This is a genomic window from Collinsella sp. zg1085 (genome assembly GCF_018889955.1).
In the GTDB taxonomy this organism is placed as follows: domain Bacteria; phylum Actinomycetota; class Coriobacteriia; order Coriobacteriales; family Coriobacteriaceae; genus Collinsella.
This window is the reverse complement of sequence record NZ_CP076545.1, coordinates 757,847-781,324: the sequence shown is the minus strand read 5'-3', so window position 1 is coordinate 781,324 and position 23,478 is coordinate 757,847. Positions and strand designations below refer to the sequence as shown.

The 23,478-nt window shown below is 49.2% G+C and carries 17 protein-coding genes; all 17 read right to left on the bottom strand.

What is annotated here, in order from left to right; all coding sequences use genetic code 11:
- Window positions 1-38: 38 nt before the first annotated feature.
- Window positions 39-530, bottom strand: a complete 492-nt coding sequence (gene ybaK / locus KPC83_RS03255; RefSeq protein WP_216279130.1) for a Cys-tRNA(Pro) deacylase — start codon at window positions 528-530, stop codon at window positions 39-41.
- 238 nt (window positions 531-768) lie between these two features.
- Window positions 769-2,070, bottom strand: a complete 1,302-nt coding sequence (locus KPC83_RS03250) for an O-acetylhomoserine aminocarboxypropyltransferase/cysteine synthase family protein (protein ID WP_216279129.1) — start codon at window positions 2,068-2,070, stop codon at window positions 769-771.
- 392 nt (window positions 2,071-2,462) lie between these two features.
- A complete protein-coding gene (gene rnhA / locus KPC83_RS03245) occupies window positions 2,463-2,945 on the bottom strand; it encodes a ribonuclease HI (RefSeq protein ID WP_216279128.1) in 483 nt (160 codons plus the stop codon).
- Window positions 2,935-3,756: a YoaK family protein gene (locus KPC83_RS03240; protein ID WP_216279127.1), complete on the bottom strand. Its 822-nt coding sequence runs from the start codon at window positions 3,754-3,756 to the stop codon at window positions 2,935-2,937. The genes rnhA and KPC83_RS03240 overlap by 11 nt, the downstream gene beginning before the upstream one ends.
- 18 nt (window positions 3,757-3,774) lie before the next feature.
- On the bottom strand, window positions 3,775-5,103 hold the full coding sequence (locus KPC83_RS03235; protein WP_216279126.1) for a CPBP family intramembrane glutamic endopeptidase: 1,329 nt from the start codon (window positions 5,101-5,103) through the stop codon (window positions 3,775-3,777).
- A 13-nt stretch (window positions 5,104-5,116) separates the two neighbouring features.
- Window positions 5,117-6,586 (bottom strand): DEAD/DEAH box helicase, encoded by a 1,470-nt coding sequence (locus KPC83_RS03230; protein WP_216279125.1) that lies wholly within the window; start codon window positions 6,584-6,586, stop codon window positions 5,117-5,119.
- A 126-nt stretch (window positions 6,587-6,712) separates the two neighbouring features.
- On the bottom strand, window positions 6,713-7,633 hold the full coding sequence (ftsX, locus tag KPC83_RS03225; protein ID WP_216279124.1) for a permease-like cell division protein FtsX: 921 nt from the start codon (window positions 7,631-7,633) through the stop codon (window positions 6,713-6,715).
- Window positions 7,620-8,741 (bottom strand): cell division ATP-binding protein FtsE, encoded by a 1,122-nt coding sequence (ftsE, locus tag KPC83_RS03220; RefSeq protein WP_216279123.1) that lies wholly within the window; start codon window positions 8,739-8,741, stop codon window positions 7,620-7,622. The genes ftsX and ftsE overlap by 14 nt, the downstream gene beginning before the upstream one ends.
- Window positions 8,742-8,868: 127 nt before the next feature.
- Window positions 8,869-12,675 carry a DNA polymerase III subunit alpha gene (gene dnaE, locus KPC83_RS03215; protein WP_216279122.1) on the bottom strand — a complete coding sequence of 1,269 codons (3,807 nt, stop codon included), beginning with the start codon at window positions 12,673-12,675 and terminating at the stop codon, window positions 8,869-8,871.
- Between the two features lie 196 nt (window positions 12,676-12,871).
- Complete coding sequence (locus KPC83_RS03210) at window positions 12,872-13,015, bottom strand: rubredoxin-like domain-containing protein (RefSeq protein WP_216279121.1); 144 nt, start codon at window positions 13,013-13,015, stop codon at window positions 12,872-12,874.
- 89 nt (window positions 13,016-13,104) lie between these two features.
- Window positions 13,105-13,575 (bottom strand): SsrA-binding protein SmpB, encoded by a 471-nt coding sequence (smpB, locus tag KPC83_RS03205; RefSeq protein WP_216279120.1) that lies wholly within the window; start codon window positions 13,573-13,575, stop codon window positions 13,105-13,107.
- Window positions 13,576-13,582: 7 nt separating this feature from the next.
- Entirely contained in the window at window positions 13,583-14,476 is an 894-nt protein-coding gene (locus KPC83_RS03200; protein WP_216279119.1) for a hypothetical protein, read from the bottom strand.
- 39 nt (window positions 14,477-14,515) lie between these two features.
- Window positions 14,516-16,573: a ribonuclease R family protein gene (locus KPC83_RS03195; RefSeq protein ID WP_216279118.1), complete on the bottom strand. Its 2,058-nt coding sequence runs from the start codon at window positions 16,571-16,573 to the stop codon at window positions 14,516-14,518.
- 21 nt (window positions 16,574-16,594) lie between these two features.
- Entirely contained in the window at window positions 16,595-17,734 is a 1,140-nt protein-coding gene (tgt, locus tag KPC83_RS03190; RefSeq protein WP_216279117.1) for a tRNA guanosine(34) transglycosylase Tgt, read from the bottom strand.
- Window positions 17,735-17,812: 78 nt separating this feature from the next.
- Window positions 17,813-18,532, bottom strand: coding sequence for a hypothetical protein (locus KPC83_RS03185; RefSeq protein ID WP_216279116.1), 720 nt, complete (start codon window positions 18,530-18,532; stop codon window positions 17,813-17,815).
- 319 nt (window positions 18,533-18,851) lie between these two features.
- The gene (gene rho, locus KPC83_RS03180; RefSeq protein WP_216279115.1) at window positions 18,852-21,107 is read right to left on the bottom strand and encodes a transcription termination factor Rho; all 2,256 of its coding nucleotides are present in this window, start codon (window positions 21,105-21,107) and stop codon (window positions 18,852-18,854) included.
- Between the two features lie 329 nt (window positions 21,108-21,436).
- Entirely contained in the window at window positions 21,437-23,281 is a 1,845-nt protein-coding gene (gene argS / locus KPC83_RS03175; protein WP_216279114.1) for an arginine--tRNA ligase, read from the bottom strand.
- Between the last annotated feature and the right edge of the window lie 197 nt (window positions 23,282-23,478).

Below are 23,478 nucleotides of genomic sequence, written 5' to 3'. Positions count from 1 at the left end.
GCAAAATGGGCTCCCCTATTTGTATTGTTTGGATTCATTTATTCCTCCGCAGAAATTGCAGCGAGCTGTGCTTGGCAAAAGCGAACAAGGTCTTGAGGGGACAACTCAAGCTGGTAGCCGCGCTTGCCTGCCGACACAAATATAGTATCAAAGCGCTGACATGAGCAATCAATAAGGGTCAACATCGCGTGTTTCATGCCTATAGGCGAACAACCTCCGCGAATATAGCCCGTTACCGATAGCAGCTCACTCAAGGGAAGCATCGAAAGTGATTTAGCGCCTGCTGCGCGGGCAGCAGCTTTAAGATTAAGCTCGTTACCAACAGGAACACAACAAGCTACATATTCATGCGTATTGGCAACACAGACAAGCGTCTTAAATACCTGCATGGGATTCTCTCCCAGCTGCTCAGCAACATCTACGCCCGAGATATGGTTTTCATCAACCTCATAGCAGTGGAGTTTATACACAATACCTGCGCGATCAAGTTCGCGCATAGCATTAGTCTTTTTTACTGCGTGATGAGCCATACAACCTCTCTCATACTATGAACGCATACTATGCAAGCACATGTGGTGAGCTAGCATACTATGTGCGCTATCCATACTAGCGCAGTCTGTGCAAACCATAGGATTTTTACGAATAGAAAGCACTCAACACGGCATAAACAAATGCAAATTTGTAAGCGTGCAACAAAAACGCCTCATAGGTCTAAAACCCATGAGGCGCACGTATAACACGAGCAAAAACCCAAGCAGGCGTGATTAGTTACGCATCAAGAGCCTGACCGAGGTCCCACAAAATATCATCAATATCCTCGGTGCCAATTGAGAGACGAATGGTTGCTTCGGAAATTCCTTGGTCTTCAAGCTCTGCCGCCGTTAGCTGGGAGTGCGTCGTTGTTGCCGGATGAATAGCCAAGCTCTTTACATCAGCAACATTTGCTAGCAGTGAGAAAACCTGCAGTGAGTCGATAAACTTCCATGCAGCTTCTTTGCCGCCTTCAATTTCAAAAGTAAAGATAGACGCTCCACCGTTGGGGAAATAGCGCTCATACAGCTCATGGTCGGGGTGATTGGGCAAGCTTGGATGATTGACCTTAACAACACGCGGATGCTGCGACAAAAACTCAACCACTCGCTTAGCATTTGCAGCGTGGCGGTCCAAACGCAGCGACAAGGTTTCTAAGCCTTGCAGCAAAATCCAAGCATTGAATGGTGAGATACAGGGGCCCTCATCGCGTAGCAAGATTGCGCGTACATAGGTAACAAAGGCAGCAGGACCTGCAGCATCAACAAAGGAAACTCCGTGATAGCTCGGGTTACCATCGGCAATCAACGGATACTTTCCGCTCGCACGCCAGTCAAAATTTCCGCCATCAACAATAATGCCGCCCAAGCTTGACCCATGTCCGCCAATAAACTTAGTTGCAGAGTGAACAACAATGTTGGCACCGTGCTCGAGTGGACGGAACAGATACGGCGTACCAAAGGTATTATCTACAACTACGGGAATCTGATACTCTTGTGCAATCTTAGAAATTGCATCGACATTAGGAATATCTGAGTTGGGGTTACCAAGCGTCTCTAAATAAATCACCTTGGTATTATCTTGAATAGCATGTGATACCTCTTCAAGATTATGAGCATCAACAAAGGTGGTTGTAACACCAAATTGAGACAGCGTATGCTCAAGTAGGTTATAGCTACCACCATAGATAGTTTTTTGAGCCACTACATGGTCACCCGCCTGAGCAAGAGCCTGTAAGGTCAAGGTAATAGCTGCCGCGCCTGACGCCAGAGCCAAACCGGCAACACCGCCCTCAAGAGCAGCAACGCGCTCTTCAAGAACGCCCTGAGTTGAATTGGTAAGACGGCCATAGATATTGCCTGCATCTGCTAGACCAAAGCGATCGGCGGCGTGCTGAGAATCGCGGAATACGTAGCTCGTGGTTTGATAAATTGGCACCGCGCGAGCATCGGTTGCAGAATCGGGTTGCTCTTGTCCAACATGAAGCTGAAGCGTATCAAACTTAAACTGGTGCTCAGGATTGTTAACAAAGGTGCTCATAGTGTTCTCCTAACGAGATTGTTGTAACGTGTGAACCTATACTCCCGGCCAGATGCGTTACACAACTCAAGCAGGCAACGCTAATGGAGACACCGTACAAGGAGTGCTCCGGTGTAGGCAGGCCGAGAGCTCGGCATTCGCATCATCATGAGCGTACGCGCTGTCATTGCTGCCTCCTTAGTAAACCAGGATGGGATATGAAACCCTTAACTCTGTAGGGAATAAGGTATATAAAAGTGCGCTTGCCGTCAACTCCTGTATGCCCTGTGTTTCAAATTCGTTACCGTATGCCGTTTCTCCAGCTACACGGTGGTGTAGGTTGAGCCGCCATGCCGTCGACGTATCTTTATAAGGTTGAAACGCCCAGCATAGCCCACAGCACAGCATGCTCGCTACATTTCAGCTCGAAAACCTGTATCAACGAGCAACTCATCTCCATCAGCGGCTTGCGTGGCCAGACTATCACAGCGCTCATTGAGCGGATGACCAGCATGCCCTTTCACCCAAACAAAACGTACCTCATGCTGGTTCATAACAGCAAGCAATCGTTTCCATAAATCAACATTTTTGACCGGTTGTTTTGAGGCTGTTTTCCACCCCTTTGCCTGCCACGCATCAATCCAGCGCTCAGTAAATGCCCGCACGACATATTGTGAATCTGAATGCACCACAAGCTCACACGGTTGTTTAAGCGCCTCAATGGCGGCAATGACTCCCATAAGCTCCATGCGGTTATTTGTGGTGCACTGATAGCCACGTGACAGCTCAAGCATGTGTGTTTTACCCGATGGGCTCTGATAGCAAAGCACCGATCCGTACCCCCCACGCCCCGGATTACCGCGCGCGGCACCATCAGTATATATATCAACCCGCATGATGTGCTCCATGCTCTTCTGATATTGACATATCGCTTTGCTGATGAGAGGCTTGGGTATAAATGCGTGAGTTTTGATGAGGTGAAAAGAGCTTTGTCGTTTTTTGAGCGGTAGTCTCCGTGTGATGAGCTACAGACTCTGTATGCGCAACAAACTGTTGCTCTCTATCGATAAACATCAAGGCAAAGGCAAACATACACATAATTGATGCCACGAGCATTGCGCGCTCAGCAAACATATCCACACAGAGGTTTCCAAGAACCGCCCCTAAAACAAAGGTCAAAATAACCCCAAAATACAGGAGCGCTCGCTCAAGATAGCGCTTTTTATGCGTAAACACGTAGCTGTCAACACTTTGTAAACAGCTACGTAGGTTTCCAATGCACATAGTAGTGGCAATGGAGTGTCCATGAATTGCCCGAAAACTTTCAACCTGCATGCCACAGGCAAAGGATGTTAAGCAATTTGCGACCAGATTGGCCTCAGGAGCTAAAAAAGCCACCAGCGCCAAAATAAGCGCTTCTGCAAGCACAACAATTTGTCTCCAGTGTATGGTGCGACCAAGCCTTGTACGCACAATATCAGCAACAACAATACCTACCCCAAAGGAGAGCACTGGCATTAAAAAGCGCGTGCTCAAAGCTATATTTCCTTGTGAGAGATGAACCCCCATAAGTAGCAAATTGCCGGTCTGTGCGTTGGCAAAAACACCTCCCCGCCCGATATAGGAGTAGGCATCCATGAAGCCACCTATCAGCGATAGCACAATTCCCAATTCAATTGAGTCTGATATTTGGCGAGCGCGTTCCATAACATCTGTGCTTTCTTGCTAGTTTTCTAAAACCAACGGCATAGCTGCCTTGCTGTTTATGCGCTTAAATGCGCGGACAAACATACGAAACCCAAGTGCTGTAATAATGACTGACACCACAAAGACTCCTATATCTCCCGCTGGAGCAAGCAAATTGGCAAGACCTTCAAGGAAAAATGAGCTTGCATTAACAGCAAAATGCAAGCAAACAGAAAGCCAAAGCTTGCCGCTTTTTAGGTATACCCAACCCAATACAAGTCCAAGAACTATCGCATAGCTCGACTGAACTATATTTCCATGAAGGAGACCAAACAAAACTGCCTGAATGCACATTGCTCCTAACAATGCATACTTTGTATGGCGCGGCAAAACGAGGTCTGGCGAAGGCTTCGCCAGAATAGCTTCAAGTGGCTCGGTCGCTACCTCCTCCAGCTCTGTCGCCGATAGAGGTGGTTGAGGCTCAGTTCTGGGCAAGCCCGTCTCTGGCGTGGCTACTGATGGCTCTATGCTATTCACACGGGATTCAGATGTAGAAGGCGGTTCAGACATAGCTGGAATATGCATCGGTGCTGATAGCGTAAACTCAGGCTCTTGATGAACCGCATGTATCTCACCAATCTGGGCACCCTCAGGTGGGTGTGGCAGCCCCTCAGTTTGAGAAGTATCGCCCTCATTTCTTGAGGTTCTCATACGCATATCTTTTGGAACAAAGGGCGCCAAGGCGCGTAAAGCATACTCAAACATAAGGCCTCGGCACGTCACTTCTTCAAGAATGGGTGCCAGCAGTGCCGTTGAGAGCACTGTTATTATATCGGTGCCCGTACCCAAGTCTTCCATATGCCTTGCATAGTCTTGGGCAAGGTGTGGAAACTGAGATAAAACAAGCCCTAACACAAAGGACATCAAGAGCTGTATACCTACGCCAGCAATTAAAATACCTACAACAGCTGCACCAATCTGTTTCATGCTTACGTGCTGGGCATATAAATGAATAAATGCATGGCGACGCATTCGTTTCCAGATAAGCCACAACACGGGCACTGCAAAAACTTGCCCAGCAAGAGCAGCGCGCATCTGGGCATCGGACGACAATAAAATCTCAGTGACGCTCACGGTATCCAAGCTTGAACGCACTTCAAAAACTATTGTCCAAATGTAATAACCAAGTCCCATGAGCGTTATCATGAGAATGCCTATTAACAAACAAAGTGTAAGCCAGCCAACACGGCCAAGCATAGAACGTGGATACCGTGGCTGAATTGATACTGAAGAGGCTTGCTCGTGTTTTGACATAGCGCTACCAGAAGCAACGTTTACAGAAGTATTATGCATCTGTTCAGCAGACATAAACCATATCCTTTCACGCAACCACCGAGCGATACCTGCGCCTTCTCGTGCTTTCATTATCGCTAGAGCGAGTGCGCCTCTGATGATACGACACAGGTGTGCTTGCAGATGAACTTGCTCGCTCGGTTCTCCGCCGAAGCACGCCTGCGGGTACACCGCTTTGAGCATAACGCTTTTCAATACGTGCTGCGACCTGCTCACGGCGACGTTTTTTCTCCTTTTTACCCGCAATCCGTGCTTTTGGATGGCGATACGGGTCAATTACAACAGGATGCTCACCGCAATCAACTAAGCCATCACCCGAGACATCAAGCAGCTTTGCTGTCTTTTTCATAAGAGCTTCAATATCATAGAAGTCATCAATATCTTGCTCAGTCACAATCGTTAACGACCACCCCAGCTCACCCGCACGGCCTGTTCTACCAATGCGATGAATATAATCCACCGGCTCTTCTGGAACGTCAAAGTTAACAACATAGTTCACGCCATGAATATCAATACCACGAGCAAGTACATCAGTTGCAACCAAGACTTCAATGCGTCCTCTTTGAAACTCGTCCAGGGCTCGCTCACGCTGCGCTTGGCTTCTATCACCATGAATTGCCAAACTACGTATACCGGCGCGAACAAGACGCTTACACACAGTATCTGCACGTCGTTTAGTTCGACAAAATACAATTACATGTGAGCTACCAAAGCGCTTAAGCAGCTGCGGTAAGACTCTGTTTTTTGCCTCAAGCGAAACAGGCAATATAAACTGTTCCACGGTTTCAGCCGTTGATGTACGCGGAGCAATCTCTATGTGCACGGGATTATGTACGAGATTTTTTATTGACCCAATTGCGGCATCGTCAAGAGTTGCTGAAAAGAGTAGCGTCTGGCGTGTTTTAGGCACAGCGTGTACGAGCCGTTTTATGGTAGGCAAAAAACCCATATCGAGCATGCGGTCTGCTTCATCAAGTACCAAGGTTTGCACCTGGTCAAGCTTGCATGCTCCTTGCTCAAGCAAATCTTCAAGGCGACCCGGTGTTGCAACTAAGATGTCACAGCCACGCTTAAGAGCGCTGCGCTGCGGGTTATACGACACGCCACCAACCACAGTAACGCTGCGGTGTCCCGTTCGCTTTGCAATAACTCGGCAGTTTGTTTCAATTTGTGATGCAAGCTCACGCGTTGGAGTGATAATAAGCGCTTGAGGGCCAAACTTTCCACGTTGCCGATAAGCTTTATGTGATAAAGGTTCTAAGCGCGCAAGCGTTGGAAGAAGAAATGCCGCTGTTTTGCCAGTTCCTGTTTGCGCTGCGGCAAGCACGTCTGCCCCACTGAGTGCTGCAGGAATTGCAGCTTCTTGCACGGGTGTAGGGCTGGTATACGCCAAATCAAAAACTGCTTGAAGCATAGGGCCTGTCAGTCCAAGCTCCTCAAATGATGTTGTTGTATCAGGTGCTGTATAGGTAGATGTTGATGATGCTTGTGTTGTCATATATACATACGTTTCTAACAGAAGTAATAGAGCGGGAGAACACTGATGATAGTCTCCCGAAACATGCAAAAACCGCCCCACGTCGTGAGACGGTTTTGTTGCTCATATACGATGTGCATATAAACGCTACACCTTGAGATATCGGCGCATAGCAATAGCCGATCCAAACAGACCAATAAGCACACCGAGCAAAATCAAAGCGCCATAGGTCATGAGATAGAGGTTATAAGGTACCTCCATCTGAAAAAAGGAAATACCCTGCTGAATCTTAGGAAACAAGAGATTGCGAACCAACTCAAGGGCACCAATCGCAAAAACAGAACCCAAAATTGCCTGAATAACACCTTCGGTAACAAAAGGCCCGCGGATAAAGCCGTTTGATGCACCTACCAATCTCATGATGGCAATCTCGCGGCGGCGAGCAGTAATAGAGAGGCGAATGGTATTGTTCATAAAGATAAAGGCAACAAAGGTTAGAAGCGCCACCAGAACAACCGCGGCGATGCGAATATAGTTAGTCACCTGGAACAAGCGACCCACCTCTTCACGCCCGTACACGATTGAAGAGTTAACATCGCCCCCATCAGCAATTTGTTGGAAGCTCGAATTTTCACGCAATTTAGCTGCTGTGCTTTCAACCTGAGAGGGCTCTTCCATCTCAATGGTGTACGAACGAGGCAGCGGGTTTTCGCCGTCAAGCGCAGCAATGGTTGCATCCGCCTTACTTGCGGTTGATTTCTTATATTCAGCGAGTGCGTCCTCTTTGCTCTTAAAGCTTACCGTCTTTACATTATCCCAGCTTTTAAGCTCGTTCATAAAACGCTGAACAGCATCATCAGAGGCTGCATCGTCCAGATAGGCGTTGATAGAAACTTGGCTCTCAACACCTCCGATAATGGAGTTCACCATGCTTGAACCCACAATAAACAAGCCAATAATAAACAGCGACAGGAAAATGGTAATTACAGCACCCACCGACGTTGTGAGATTGCGTGCAAAATGGCTTCCTGCCTCGCGAATAGAATATCCCAGATTAGAAGGTGCCATAGTTTCCGTAGCCTCCCCTCTCCTGGTCACGAATTACCCGACCGCCTTCAAGTGCAATAACGCGGCGATGCATTGAATCGACCATCTCACGGTCATGCGTGGCAACGATAACGGTGGTACCCGTACGATTGATGCGCTCAAGCAGCTTCATAATGCCAAGCGAAATAGCCGGGTCCAAGTTACCGGTTGGCTCGTCACAGATAAGCAACGGTGGACGATTAACCATCGCACGCGCAACCGATACACGCTGCTGCTCACCACCTGAGAGCTGATCGGGCAAGGAGTTCATCTGATCGCCCAAGCCCACCAAGCGGAGCACCTCAGGCACCTGTGCACGAATAACGCCACGAGGCTTGCCTATGCATTGCAAGGCAAAGGCTACGTTTTCATAGGCAGTCTTATTGGGCAAAAGCTTATAGTCCTGAAAGACTGCACCAATTTGGCGGCGTAAAAACGGAATACGACGATTTTTGATGCGCATCAAATCTTGACCAGCAACAATTACGCGACCAGAGCTTGGTTTAACATTGCGCAACAAAGTATTGAGCAGCGTTGTTTTGCCTGAACCCGAGTGACCTACCAAAAAGACAAACTCGCCGGGATAAATCTCAAGGTTAATGTCGTCAAGCGCTGGTTTGTTGGGCTGCGCCGAATAAACCTTGGTGAGATGCTCGACAAGAATAACAGGCTCCATGCCGGCCTTGCGAGCTGCCTCACGCTGAGAGGGCTCGGCGTTGCTGGTAGACTGAGACCGCACCGGTGCAAACACCGTTGTAAAGTCAGGGCTCTCAAGCGCTGCATCAAGGTCTGCAACCTGGCGACGCTCGTCCATATCAGAAGACAGCGTTGCCGCACCATCACGGGTACGAAAACGCTCATCATCGATATCTGAGGGGTTACGAGAGGTCTCTGCGTGCTCTGCCGACATAAAAACATCAGCATGAGAGGTCACAGGAGCGAGCGGATCGGGAATCCTGTGTGCTGCCTGAGAAGCCGCAGCAGTGGTAAATGTGGTATCCGAAGTAGGAGTTTCAGAGCTTTGCATCTCTGGCATCGGTGCTGGTGCAACCGATTGCTCATCCCCGGATGTACGGAAGTGGTTACCCACTTGGCACTCCTTCGTGTCGTACGTTTGAAGCTTTATGAGCTAATACATTCTAGCAGCTATGGCGTCATTGCACATAAACACCGTAGTTGAGTATGTTTAGGCAGCATGTATAGCTCAAGCTAGCTTACTAGATTACCGTTACGCGCCCCTTATTTCCAATAATAGTTTTTACCTCAGCAAGCAAAGGAATGCTCTTTGCATTGACCCGGGTTGGAATTTCGGCACGCATGGTTTGACCATCATGTTGCTCAACAAACAGCTCCACGCGATCCCCGCCCGGATTTGTAGAAAGCACTGTAGCCAAACGCGCCATATTTTGTTGCGAGAATCTGTTGCTTGGCACCATGATTTCAAAAACGCGGGGTCGATTTGCTTCCTCGTTTAACTCTAGCGGCAGAACCTCTTGTGCAATAATTTGGTCACCGCGATCGCTTCGCTCTAGTTTTCCTTGCACCCTAATAAAGGCATCCGAGAGAACCGCGCCGGTTTCTGGGTCAACTTCTCCGTATAAGATGCTCTCACACTGTTTATAGGTCTTAGGGAATATAACGACGGTGGCCTCGCCCTCCATATCTTCAATCCGAACAATAGCCATAGGGTCGCCATTTTTAGTGACGCGCTTGGCAACCTCTGCAACCATACCGGCAAACCAGAAGGGCTTTCCTTCTGGAATCTCTTGGTTAATGGTGGCATCTCCGGTTGCGTTCATAGTTTCAAAGCCGGTGTCAATCTGCGCCAAACTAAATTGTCGTGCCTTACCAAGCGCATATTCATAGGGGCGCAAGGGATGATCTGAAACGTAGATACCCAAGACCTCACGCTCAACAGTCAGCTTCATATGACGGTCCCACTCTTGTCCATCAGGAGCGGGAATGACAACCTCAAAGCCTGAACCCTCGACTTCGCCAAATACATCAAACAGTGACGTTTGACCGCTTGCTCGGTCACGCTGGCGCTTAGCAGCAGCATCGATAATATTTTCAGCATTGTTTTTATCTACAAAATTCATAAGCTGACGGCGCGGATAACCCGAAAAATCAAAGGCTCCTGCTTTAATAAGCGCCTCTATCACCCGGCGATTTGCCTGACTTGCATCAACACGCTCAACAAAATCATGAAGACTGCTAAAGGCTCCGCCTGAAGCTCGTTCAGCAATGATGGCATCAGCCGCACCTTCACCTACCCCACGAATGCCCGCCAGTCCAAAGCGAATACCCTCACTCGTTGCCGTAAACTCACGACCACTCTCATTAACATCGGGCGGCAACACCTGAATACCGTCATGGCGACATGCCGAAACATAGTGAACAATCTTATCGGTCTTTCCGGTGTAAGACGTTAGCACCGCCGCCATGTATTCATTGGGATAGTGTGCTTTTAACCAAGCGGTTTGCATAACCAAAATAGCATAGCCTGCTGAGTGGCTTTTATTGAAAGCATAGGATGCAAACTCAAGCACGTCATCCCAGATACGCTGCGCAATTGCGCGGTCATACCCATTGCGTTCAGCACCGTTCATCCAATGGTCGTAGGTGGTCTCATCGCTGCCATCATCCCAGTGAAAAACCGTTGAAGTAAGCAGCTTAATTTTTTTCTTTGCTACCGGTTTTCTAATTTTTGAGTCTGATTCACCAGCAGAAAAGCCGCTCATCTTAACGGAAATCTGCATGACCTGCTCTTGATACACAATAGTGCCGTAGGTCTCACCGAGAATATCAGATAAACGGTCATCGTAGAAGACCACGTCTTTTTTGCCATTCATGCGGTTAATATAGTCTGACACCATACCTGAATTAAGCGGGCCTGGACGGTACAGAGCAATTAATGCCACGACATGCTTATACTCGGTGGGCTTCATATTTTTAATAGTTGCAGACATGCCCGCAGACTCAACCTGAAATACGCCCGCCGTATGGCCTGACCCCATCAACTTAAAGATAGCAGGGTCATCAAAAGGAATAGCATCGACATCAATGTCAATACCATGGTTTTCAAGGATATTTGCCTTAGCCTTAGAAATAACCGTTAGTGTGCGCAAGCCTAAGAAGTCCATTTTTAACAGACCCATATCGGCTACGGTATGACCTTCGTACTGGGTAATTTCAACGCCGCCCTTGGTATCAAGCTTGGTTGGAACATGCTCGTTAACTGGGTCACGGCAAATCAATACAGCGCAGGCATGCACGCCCTCGCCGCGCGTGAGCGATTCGATAGCAAGCGCAGAATCAATAATGCGGCGCGCATCTTCATCTTGCTCGTAAGCGTCAGCAAAATCAGGGTTATAGAGGTCTTCTTTGCCAGGGACACGTTCAAGAACTTGCTTGAGCTTAACGCTTGGGTCAGAAGAAATCATTTTAGACAAGCGCTGCGCCATGTAGACCGGATAATCAAGCACGCGCGCTGCATCGTTAATTGCCTGTTTGGCCTTAATGGTTGAATAGGTAATAACATGCGAAACACGCTCGGGACCGTAGAGCTGACGCACATGCTCTACCACCTCGAGGCGACGCTCATCGTCGAAGTCCATATCAATATCAGGCATCTCAGAGCGTTCAGGCGACAAAAAGCGCTCGAACATGAGACCGTTCTCAAGGGGGTCAAAGCTCGTAATATTCATAGCGTAGGCAACAATAGCCCCAGCAGCAGAACCACGACCAGGACCTACACCAATACCATTTTCTTTTGCCCAACGCACATACTCAGCCACAATCAAAAAGTAGGCCGCAAATCCCTTTTCGCAAATTACCTTATATTCATATTCAAAGCGGTCTTTTACGCTCACCCCATTAACAACAGCGCTCTGCCAATCCTCACCATAATACTTAGCAAGGCCGCGCTCACATTCACGCCTAAACTGAGTCTCATGCGTTTCGCCCTCATCAAGCAAGGGATAGCGCGGCAAAACAATACTGTCCCAGTCAAGGTCTACATGGCACTTTTGCGCGATTTCTACGGTTGAATCAAGTGCCTCGGGCGCATACGGAAAAAGCGCCCGCATCTCATCTTCAGACTTCATATAGAACTCACTGCCCTGCATGCGCATGCGATTAGGGTCATCAACCTTAGAGTTCATACCAATACACATCATAATGTCTTGAATGGATGAATCTGAACGGGTGAGATAGTGAAAATCATTTGTTGCAACGGGCTTTACGCCTATACGCTGAGCTATATCGAGAAGTTTGCGCGATAGCTCCTCATCGGTCATACCGCTTGCAGTAGTTAAGCCGTGGTCTTGAATCTCGATGTAAAAATCTCCCGGCTCAAAGGTATCGCGCAGTGTTTCTGCCCATGATAGAGCCCCTTCTATATCGCCACGCACCACATGCTTAGGAACAATGCCTGAGATGCAGGCCGAAGTTGCAATGAGTCCCTCAGCATGACGACGAAGATTATCAAGCGTAACACGCGGCTTATAATAAAAACCACTAACCGCAGCCTCACTAACCAGCTGCATGAGATTGATGTAACCCTGATTATTTTTTGCAAGCAAAATGAGATGATAGAGTTCAGGCTTGCGGTCTCGCGCCAAGCTATCATCGGGCGTGAAATACACCTCGCAACCAAAAATAGGCGAAATAAGAGGGTCAGGCTTAACCGAATCAAGTGACGCAAAGGCCTCCCAGGCAGCTACATCTTTTTGATGTTGTGCGTAGGCCTCAGGCTCTGTCGTGGCATCGGGCGCCTCCAAGCCCTCAAGACCATGCTTGGCAAGATAGGACGCATCATGTGCCCACGTTTTATATGCCGGCGTGTTCTCGTTGACCGCCTTGCAGGCAAGGTCAAGCTCCGGAACGCCATAAAGGTAGCCGTGATCGGTAATTGCAACGGCAGGCATACCCAACTCAACTGCACGTTTAACCATATCTGAGATACGCGTTGCCCCGTCAAGCATAGAATACTCGGTATGATTATGTAGATGTACAAAAGCCATGTCTGCGCTCCGACCAATACCTGTTTAATACTGCCAACATTTCGCTTAGTGCTAAATCTTATTGTAGCGCACTATCTGTATAGAACATATGTACGTATTTTGTTAATGCAAAACTTGAATAAGAAGCTTTGCGTTCATAAAAAAGACGGCCACCCCATGGGTAGCCGTCTTGAGCTGAGCAACTCAAGCTAGAAACTTAGTCCTCAACGAGCTCAAAGTCCTCAGGACCCACACCGCACACTGGGCAGACATAATCCTCAGGAAGCTCAGGGGTCTCGACCTCTTCTTCGTAACCACAAATGAGGCAGACAAACTTATAAGTCTTCTTCTCGTCGCTCATATTTCCTCCTCTAGTTGAGACAACGGCGTGCTTGCATTATAACCACAATCAAGCCTTTGCAGACCCAAGCAAATAGACATGTAAAAAAGTTATCGACTTCTTTGTTTAAGCGCCCGGGCAATCTCGCGCTCAACATCGCGCTTTGCCATGTCTTCTCGCTTGTCATACAGCTTTTTACCGCGTCCCAGACCTAAAAGCAGTTTAACCCTGCCATCCTTATTAAAATATAGCTCTAAGGGCACTAAGGCATAGCCCTTTATACGCAGCTTGGCATCGAGGTATGAAATCTCTTTTTTGTGCAGCAACAAACGACGACGGCGATCGGGGTCTCGATTCCAAACGCCACCATTGCTATAGGGATGGATATGCATACCCACCAGCCAACACTCACGATTGCGAATCAGCGCAAAGGTATCGCTAATTTGAGCCGCACGCTCACGCAGACTTCGTACTTCGGTGCCTGAAAGCTCTATACCACACTCGAAGGTCTCTTCAATCGTATATTCGTGATGGGCTGAGCGGTTCTTTGATATGCGTATATGTTCTGGTTTTGCTAGCATAGCTGCTCTATTCCTCTACGGGCTGAGCCGATGAGAGAGGGCTGCCTGATTGCTCTTCTTGAGCGAGTTCAGCATCACTTTCATGAATTAAGGAAATCAGAGCCTTAGCTGCCTCTTCGCCTACCAAATCGCGCGCACGAATTGTGTAATCGGTTGCACGAGCGGTATCACCTTCTTGTGCCGCGTCTGTTGCACACATAAGCAAGCAGATGGCAATTTCGGTTGATGGCGCGGTTTCAATGCCCTCAAGGCTCAGCTGCGCCATAAGCTGACCATCTTCTGCTTCTATGATTTCAGACGGCGCTGAGGTCATTACATTATGCCGCAAGCGCACCACGCGGCTATCCCCCGCTGCCGAGCGCTCAGCCAAGCGCGCACATGCCTCTGCAGGACCAAAACCGCCTTCACCAAGAAAAAAGGCACCTAAATTGGCATATGCACGACCTCGTGAAAGCGTATCGGTTGCCCGTTCAAGTACTGAATTGCTAAGAGCCGCCCATTCTTGTTTTTCACCCAACACACGATTGAGCTCAGCCAAATCTAAGCGATACGAGCAGTTCATAGGATTCCAGCGAACTGCCTGCATAAGAGCTTCGCGTGCCTGCGCAAAATCTTGCACTTGAATATAGACAAACGCAAGGTCTGAATATAAGCGTGCAAGTGGCACCTCAAGCTGCTCGAGATGACGGGGGTCTTTTTCCACCCGTCGATATGCCAGGCGCTCAAAGGCGTCATCAAATGCAAACCACTGACGCTCTGAGGTATCAGCGCAGGTTTCTTCTGCCCAGGTTTGTACCTCATGCGTCAGCGACTCGAGCACGGGCAATGCCCCATCAAGGTCTCCTGCTGCAAGAAAACTCTCGGCATAGGCTATATCTGATGCTTGAACAGCTAAATCCATGGTTCCTCCTTTATCGTGTATCTAGTGTAGCCTAGATGTTTATGTTGCAAGCTCAAAAGTGAGCTGTCCTTGCATGATATTAACGGTTGCAACACGCACCGTAAGTGCTGTTCCAATTCCATAGCGTACACCCGACTCGACTCCCAAAAACTCAAGTCGCTCCCAATCAAACTCAAAGTGTTCTGAACCCAATGAGGAGACTTTTACCAAGCCCTCAGCACCTACGGTATCAAGACGCACAAATACACCAATGCTATCTGCCCAAACAATAGTTCCTGCATACACTTCACCTATATGCTCAGAAAAATACTCAGCAATTTTTATCCTTTGCGTAGCCCGCGCAGCCTGCTCAGCCGCTCGTTCTTGCTCATTAGAGCGCTGACAAAGCTCGGGAAGCAAGCTGATAAGCGAATCTTTACCTTCAAGCTGTCCTAGGCTCGCTATCTCAGCACTGCGCCGCTTCTCCGCTTTCGCAAGTGCACGTTTAAGCTCACGCTGGCAGATGAGGTCAGGATAGCGTCTGATAGGGCTTGTAAAATGGCAGTAAGCAGGAGCGCCTAGCGCATAATGTCCTTCATTTTCTGGTTTATAGAGGGCACGCTGCATTGCCCGAAGGAGCAAAGCATTTACCAGCGGTTCATATTCAGTCCCTGCAAGCGCAACAAGCGTTTGCTCAATCGCTGCTATATCACCGTGACTGATGGCCTGCGCCGCCTCAGGTGCTAAAACTCCTGCATTATGTAGCGTTTCTGCTGCCGCAACGAGGTTTTCACCAAGCGGGGCCTCATGCGTGCGATACAGAGCCACACAGCCTCTATCAGAGAGATACTCAGCAACACACTCGTTTGCCAAAAGCATTGCTTCTTCAACCACCGATGTTGCCTGATTTTGTGTATATGCACGTATAGCTTGCGTCTTGCCTTTCGCATCAAGCACAAGCTTGAGCTCCTGTGTTGAAAAATTAAGGGTCCCGCGGCGCTGACGAAATGCTTTTCGCGCTTTTGCACACGCATGTGCCTCGCGCAACACTGCCGCAAGCTCTATTCCACACGCACGCTGTACCTGCTCTGCCATACCATTCGCGCGGCTCTGCGCTGCTTGGTCATCCACTGCCTGCCCCAGCAAATAGGCTGCAGCATCATAGTCCATGCGAGCCTTACTCTGAATGAGGCTTGGATACATCTCATACTGCTGCACACTTCCATCGGCGCGAATCAGCATCTCAACAGTTAGCGCAAGACGGTCTTGGTGCGGAACAAGTGAACATACATCGTTGCAAAGCTTCTCTGGCAGCATAGGTATTACGCGGTCAACAAGATATACCGAAGTTGCTCGTTTGCGCGCCTCAAGGTCAATAACGCTGCCCCAGGCTACATAGTGAGATACATCAGCAATGTGAACCGCCAGCCGCCAAACACCAGAGCTTAGGCGCTCAATTGATATGGCATCGTCAAAATCTTGTGCGTCTACCGGGTCAATGGTAAACACAAAACGCTCGCGTATATCACGGCGCAAAGGGTCGGTTAGTGCTGCTTCAACATTTTGCTCTATAGCCTCTGCTGCCACACATGCTGCTTCTGGATACTCATCAACAAATCCGTGAGTAGCCATTACCTGAGCAATAGCTACCGATGCATAATCTGCGTGCTCAATGCGCTTAACTATTGTTACCGTGCCGGCATCAAGATGCGTGGGATAGCGAACAATACGCGCCAATACCATATCACCATCAACCAGATGTAAGGCTCTAGGTGTTCTGTCATGCATAGGAACAAAGAAGTCTAAGCGAATCTTAGGGTCAAGAGGTCGTACACAGCCAAGCGGCCCCATCTGCTCAAAGCTCCCAATAAGCGTTTGATACGCCCGCTTATCGATTGCATCAATAACGGCACGCTTTTTGCCACGCGATACCCGCTCCATATGAAAGCGCACGCAATCCCCATGCATGAGCGCCGCAGCACTTTGCTGCGCCACTATAAAACTACCCTGCGCTGAGGACACCTCCACGTGCCCTGGTACTACCTGAACAATGCCTTCACACTGCGATGCATAACGCCGTGAGTGCCGGCTATTTCCTCGCGCACGATGTCGTCCCATATCTCCGCCTTACCAGCACGCTTAAAAATCGGCCGCAGCTTCGCTATTCATCCAGTCACTCAAAAAAGCTCCATAGCGATGTTCCAAAATTGCCTGACGTGCCTCTTGCATAAGGTTTAGCAGATAAAAAAGATTGTGCTGAGAAAGCAAAATGCCGCCAAGCATCTCTTTTTGCGTTACCAAATGCCGAATAAGCGCACGTGTATAGCCTCCCGTACACACCGGACAATGACAAGCTTCATCAATGGGACCCTTATCATGCGCAAACCGAGCATTTCTCAAGTTTAGGCGACCCTGACTGGAAAATGCCGTACCCATGCGTCCAGTACGTGTAGGCAGCACACAATCAAACATATCAACGCCAGCTGCCACCGCGCGAACCAAGGTTGTAGGATTACCAACGCCCATAAGATAGCGTGGCTTTTGCTTGGGCATATGTTCGCTCACCAGCGGTTCGAGCGTCTCAAACATAGTCTCGTGATCTTCGCCTACCGAATAGCCACCAATGCCATAGCCCGGAAAATTACCGATACTCTCTAAGTGCGCAAGACTTCTCAATCGCAAATCGAGATGCATACCACCTTGTACTATGCCAAACAATGCCTGGTCAGGTCGGGTATGTGCCTGATAGCAACGCTCTGCCCATGCACTTGAAAGCTCCACCGCTCGCTCAACAAAGGCACGCGTAGCCGGATAGCCTGGGCACTGGTCAAGCTGCATACAAATATCGCTGCCAAGCTTTTGGGCAATTTCCATATTGTCTTCTGGTGTCCAGAAAACATGACGACCATCATAATCGGTCACAATAAAACGCACGCCGTCATCGGTGAGCTTAACAGCGTCGTTATGTGAAAACACCTGAAAGCCGCCTGAGTCAGTTAAGATGGGACCGTGCCAGTTCATAAAATCATGAAGGCCACCCAGCTCGGCAATCAAATCAGCCCCTGGCCGCATAGCAAGGTGATAAGTATTAGCAAGGACAATTTTTGCACCGAGCTCACGTACGGTTTCGGTTGGGATACCTTTTACGGTGGCTCGTGTGCCTACCGGCATAAAGATGGGTGTTGGAATATCTCCATGTGGAGTATGCAAAACGCCTGCTCGTGCATGAGTGGTTGCATCTTCAGCAAGTACATCATAGGTAAAAAGCGACTGATCCATATCTCTCCTTCTCTTCTCATCAATGCTATCTATCTTGCCACATCTCTCATCAAGCCGCCCAGAGACACATACAATCACTTATGGCGCACAGCTAATTCTCATGCTCGCGTGATACCTTCCGTCCATGCTCAAACAATCTCGCAGAAGCTGAATAAAAAAGTTATCAGGGTTTTGAGCGTGCTCATGTACGCCTTGCTTGGCACCATTTTCATCACACGTACCACCTGAGCCGCATGCTGCAAAGGTGTCACATTGAGACTCATGCTCAATACTCAGTTTTGCCGGTGCCGTGTCATACAGATGTATGCGTCCCACCAGCATCCACTGACCGTCACAGCGCGCAATGCGCTCTGATATTAAACCTGTACCCCATCGGGGATGCTCAGCAACATGCGAATCAAACACCTGGTAGCGCCGCCCGCCAAATCGGTCTTCTAAAAGGCACATCCCCGACGCTGCATCTTTGTTAAGAATGACAAACTGGGAGAAAAACTGTGTATGCGAAATCTGGGTTAGGCGCTCTTTATGCGCAAAGCTAACCCCACGAGGTGGATGGGCAAGATAGGCATCCAGTGCGCTTTGATATGCACCAAAGCCTCTATCAAAAAGAAACCATTCAGCCATAGCAAGATTTGCAATGTCAAACGCGCTGCCCGCAACCGGCTCATAGCATATAGAATCTGGCTTAACGAGGTCTTGAAAATCCTCGTACAAATCGGGCAGAAACTCTTGCTGACGTTCTGCCCAATATGCTGCACATCGATATAAATCCTCGTCTACAAGCTTACAAATATTCATCAAAATCCCCTCATGTCAGTGCTGGTATCTATAGACTAGTGGCGTGTTTTGATGAACAAGAGACCATAGAAACTATTCCGCGAACGGTCTATGCATAATCTGCTTGATTTCTCTGTTGAAACTCATTCAAAACTTCCCCATTTTTATCGCCTTGATATTTCATCAGGTAAATGGGCTATTTTATGTGTATACGACTTGTTATACATTCAAGTACGCGCACAAAAAAGGCGAGCACCACCCAGTACTCGCCTTCTCATTGCATATATTTTAAGACTCAAGGTCTCATGAAGCGCACGCGCTCGCTACCTGTGTATTCCCCTTATGCAAGCTCAGAATCTTGCGCCCGCTTAGCTGAGCGAACCAAGAATTCCTGATTGTTGTCCGTAGCCTTTAAGCCCTTGATAAAGCTTGCTGCCGCGCGTTCAGTGTTATTCATATTGGCAAGCACGCGACGAATACCCCACATAAATGGACGCATCTGCTCATCAATGAGCAAATCTTCGTTGCGGGTGCCAGAAGCAACCGGATCAATGGCTGGGAAGATACGACGATCTGCCAAATCGCGGTCAAGCTTGAGCTCCATGTTACCGGTACCCTTGAACTCCTCAAAGATAACCTCGTCCATTTTAGAACCGGTATCCACCAGTGCAGACGCCAAAATGGTGAGCGAACCACCGTGCTCAATATTGCGTGCAGCGCCCAAGAAGCGCTTAGGCGGATACAGCGCCGCCGAATCAACACCGCCCGACAGAATACGACCCGAAGCCGGAGCTGCGAGGTTATATGCACGCGCCAAACGCGTAATGGAGTCAAGTACCACAACAACGTCCTCGCCTAGCTCAACCAAGCGCTTTGCACGCTCAATAACCAACTCAGAGATGCGTGTATGGTTTTCGGCTGGCATATCAAAGGTCGATGCAACCACATCACCCTTAATAGAGCGCTGCATATCGGTTACCTCTTCGGGGCGCTCGTCTACGAGCAAACAAATGAGGTGCACTTCTGGATTATTGATAGCAATCGACTGACAAATGCGCTTCAAAATAGTGGTCTTACCAGCTTTGGGTGGCGACACGATAAGACCGCGCTGACCTTTTCCAACTGGTGCCACAATATCAATTGCACGCCCAGTAACCGAATCACGGCCATGCTCCATACGAAGCGGTTCATCAGGATAAATAGGTGTTAAATCGCTAAATTTGGGGCGCTGACGTGAAGCGTCGGGGTCCAAGCCATTAATGCTTTGAATACGCGCCAAACCCGGATACTTATCGTTTGCACGAAGCGGGCGCAGAGTACCCACCACATAATCGCCCGGACGAAGAGCAGCAGCACGAATCATATTAGCTGCAACAAATGCATCTTCACGGCTATGATGGTAGCCCTGCGCACGGATATAACCAAAGCCCTGTGCATCAATATCTAAAATGCCGGCAATTTCACGGAAGCCCTCAGCGCGTGCCGCGGCTGTATAGATTTCTTCAACAAGCTCAGCTTTTTTCTTACCAAGATAGTCAAGATTGAGCTCTTTTGCCTTATTGCGCAGGTCAGCAACCTTAAGCTCTGAGAGTTCATCACGTGTTAAGGTTGGCTCGGTTGGCGCATTAAAACGATTATTTCGTTTATTGCGATTATTTTGTTGACGCTGATTTGTTCGCTGGCTGTGCTGATGATGCTCTACAGGACGCTCAGAAGCACGTGTCTCTACAGCCTGCGCATCACGTGTGCGACCCTCGCTGTTGAGCGTTTCACGAGCACGCTCCTCTGAAGCATGAGCGCGGATAGTGTGGCCCTCAGCTGCACTGCTACCCCCTTGAGCTTCGTGCTCGCGCGGCAAGGATGTCTGAGCAGCTGCATCTGGTGCAGGTATTGCTCCTAACGACTCCAAGGGGCTTACCGGCTGGCGTGGCTCGTGCGGGCGTGCGGGCACAGTTGCCTGTTCAAGCTGCTGGCGTGATGCACGCATAAAGCGCTCAGTAGCCTGTCCAATCTCAAATGGAGAAGCAACATCTCCCGTGAACCCTCGCTGAGCACGCTCTGCGCGACCAGGCCGTGCATCACGACTACGAACACCTACCACAGGCTGTTCACTCTGTTGCCCGTGAGAAGCACCTAAACGCGGGCTTTGCTCAGGCGCAGCCTTTTTTGAATCAATGCCTGCAATGTATTCTGCCTGCTTAGCAGCTAAAGCGGCGGCTGCAGCGCGCTCTGCCTCAATGTAGGCCTTTGGCTTGCGTCCACGACGATGAGGACGCAGCGTTGGGTCTATAAGCTGCGAAATATCACCTGAGGCAATTTTTGCAGCAATACGCTCTTCTTCTTGACGCTGTTGACGGGCAATCTCTGCCTGCGAAACCTGGCTAAGCGCTCGCGCGGCAGCCACTTCATGCGAAACAGGAGCAGACGAAGCGGCAAGGGTCTCAGACTTGCGCGGACGACCCCGACGGCGCTTAGGAGTCTTAGGTGTTGTCACCGCCTGCTGGCTTTCAGACTTGCGCGGACGACCCCGGCGACGACGCACAGGCGCATCGCCAGAAGGTGCTGATGCTCCATCTTGATTGGTTTGTTCGGTCACGTGTTACTCTTTCCATTCATCGGCAATTCGCTTGACTGCCTACAACCACAGACATATATAAAGCAAAAAAGATTAAAGTTGAAACGGGATGCGCATTGCGCGATTGCAGTGTAGCACAGAGTGCATTGATGTATAGAGCTGATGAAAAACTCTCATGAAAATACCCCCTGTGTCCATAAAGACACCGGGGGTACAAAAAAGCTACTTGGGAAAAGCAGTGCGAAGGGTGCACGCATGCTCTCAAACGTGCTGGTAAAAGCCGTGTTAAAGCTCAAAGCTGCAAAACTGCCTTATACCAGCGATTAGCTCAGCTACTGTAGTGCACACCTCTACATTTGTGTAGGAGCAGAAACACCAATCAGAGAGAGCGTCAGTTTAAGCACGGAGCGAACGGCATCGCAAGCAGCCAAACGTGCAAGCGTGAGTGCTGGGTCAACAGGGCGACCCTCGCTCGGCAGTACCTGACATGCCTGATAGAAGCTATGGAAGCCCGCCGCCAACTCCTCGGCATAGTGCGTCAAACGGAACGGAGCACGGTCGCGGGCACATCCTGCAATAAGCTCCTCAAGCTCAGATAGCTTACGTGCAAGCGCGAGCTCTGAGGGATGCGTCAACAAGGCATAATCAACCTCGCCGCTCAATGCCTTAACCGACACAGCGTCCATGCTCATAAGCTCTGCCTGCTCAGGGCTCACACCTGCAGCACGACGCAAAATTGAGCAAATACGAGCATGAGCATACTGAACGTAGTACACTGGGTTGCTCTGGCTCTTTTCTTTTACCGCTTCAATGTCAAAGTCAATGGTTTGATTGCTTGAACGCGAAATGAGGGTATAGCGCGTTGCGTCGGCACCTACCTCGTCAATCAGCTCACGGAAGGTAATCATGGTGCCTTTACGCTTGGACATACGGATAGGCTTGCCGTTGCGCAGCAGGTTAACAAACTGACCCAGCGGAACCTCAAACTGACCAGGATAGCCCAGAGCATCACAAACAGCAGTTACACGAGCAATATAGCCATGGTGGTCAGCACCCCAAAGATCAATTACGTGGTCGACACGCTGGAATTTATTCCAGTGATAGGCAATGTCTGAGGAGAAATAGGTGTACTCACCATTGGACTTCTGGATAACACGGTCTTTGTCGTCGCCAAATTCGGTTGACTTAAACCACAGCGCTCCATCTTCAGTGCGATAGAGATAACCCATTTCATCAAGCTTGGCATAGGCACGCTCAACCGGCGAGGTACCCGACCAATCCTTCTGATACATAGTGCGCTCAGGCATCCAGACATCAAAGTCGCAGCGAACGTCATGGCAGGTTTCGCGCATATCCTTGAGCATCTTTTGATAACCGCGCTCACGGAAGGACAACATGCGCTCTTCTGGGTCAGCGTCTACCCATGCATCGCCATCGGTGCGCCAGAACTGAGCAGCCTCATCAATAATGTAGGTTCCACCATAGGAGTCTTTTCCCAAATCACGCGAGAACTCATCCATGTACGGGTGAGAATCGGGGTGCTCATCCATCTCGTCCTGAACATAGTTGTCACGGTCTTGTGCTAGAAAATCGCGGGCTGCCTCAATGTCGCAGTTTTGCTTTTTCATAATGTCGGCAAGCTGCATATAGCGCTTAGAGATGGAGTTACCAAAGGTATTCATCTGATTGCCGTAGTCGTTAATCCAAAACTCACGCTGCATATCAAAGCCTGCATGAGCCATAACGCGACACATAGAATCGCCCAGTGCTGCCCAACGACCATGTCCAACATGCATGGGACCTACCGGATTAGCAGAAATAAACTCAACCTGAGTTTTGACGCCGCCGCCAACATTTGAACGCGCAAAATCCATACCCTGTGCACGAGCCTCAGCAAAAACCGCATTAATTGCTGCAGCACTGAGATAAAAATTGATGAAGCCAGGGCCTGCAACTTCAACCTTAGACAACACGGGGTCTTCTGGCATATGTGCAACTACAGCCTCGGCAATCTTTAGAGGGGCACAGTGAGCAAGCTTGGCTGATTTAAGAGCGAGTGTTGAGGTCCACTCACCATGAGAAGTGTCTGCCGGTCGCTCGATACCACAATCCTCAAGCTCAAACGTGGGCACGTCTCCAGCAGACTGGGCAGCCGCAAGTGCAGCGCGAACCAGCTCTTCAATCTTCTCGGGCATGGGTCCTCCTTAAATTAAACAACGCGCGCGTCTTCTTACGCGAATTAAACCGATACTCTAGCATATTCCAGCAGGTATGGGGCAGCTCACGCATAAGTTTTACCAGTTGATTGCAATATGGTTTTCAACATTTAGACCAGCGTATATAAAATAATACAACACAGCTTCTACATAAAACTCATAATTCTCTCAGTTTT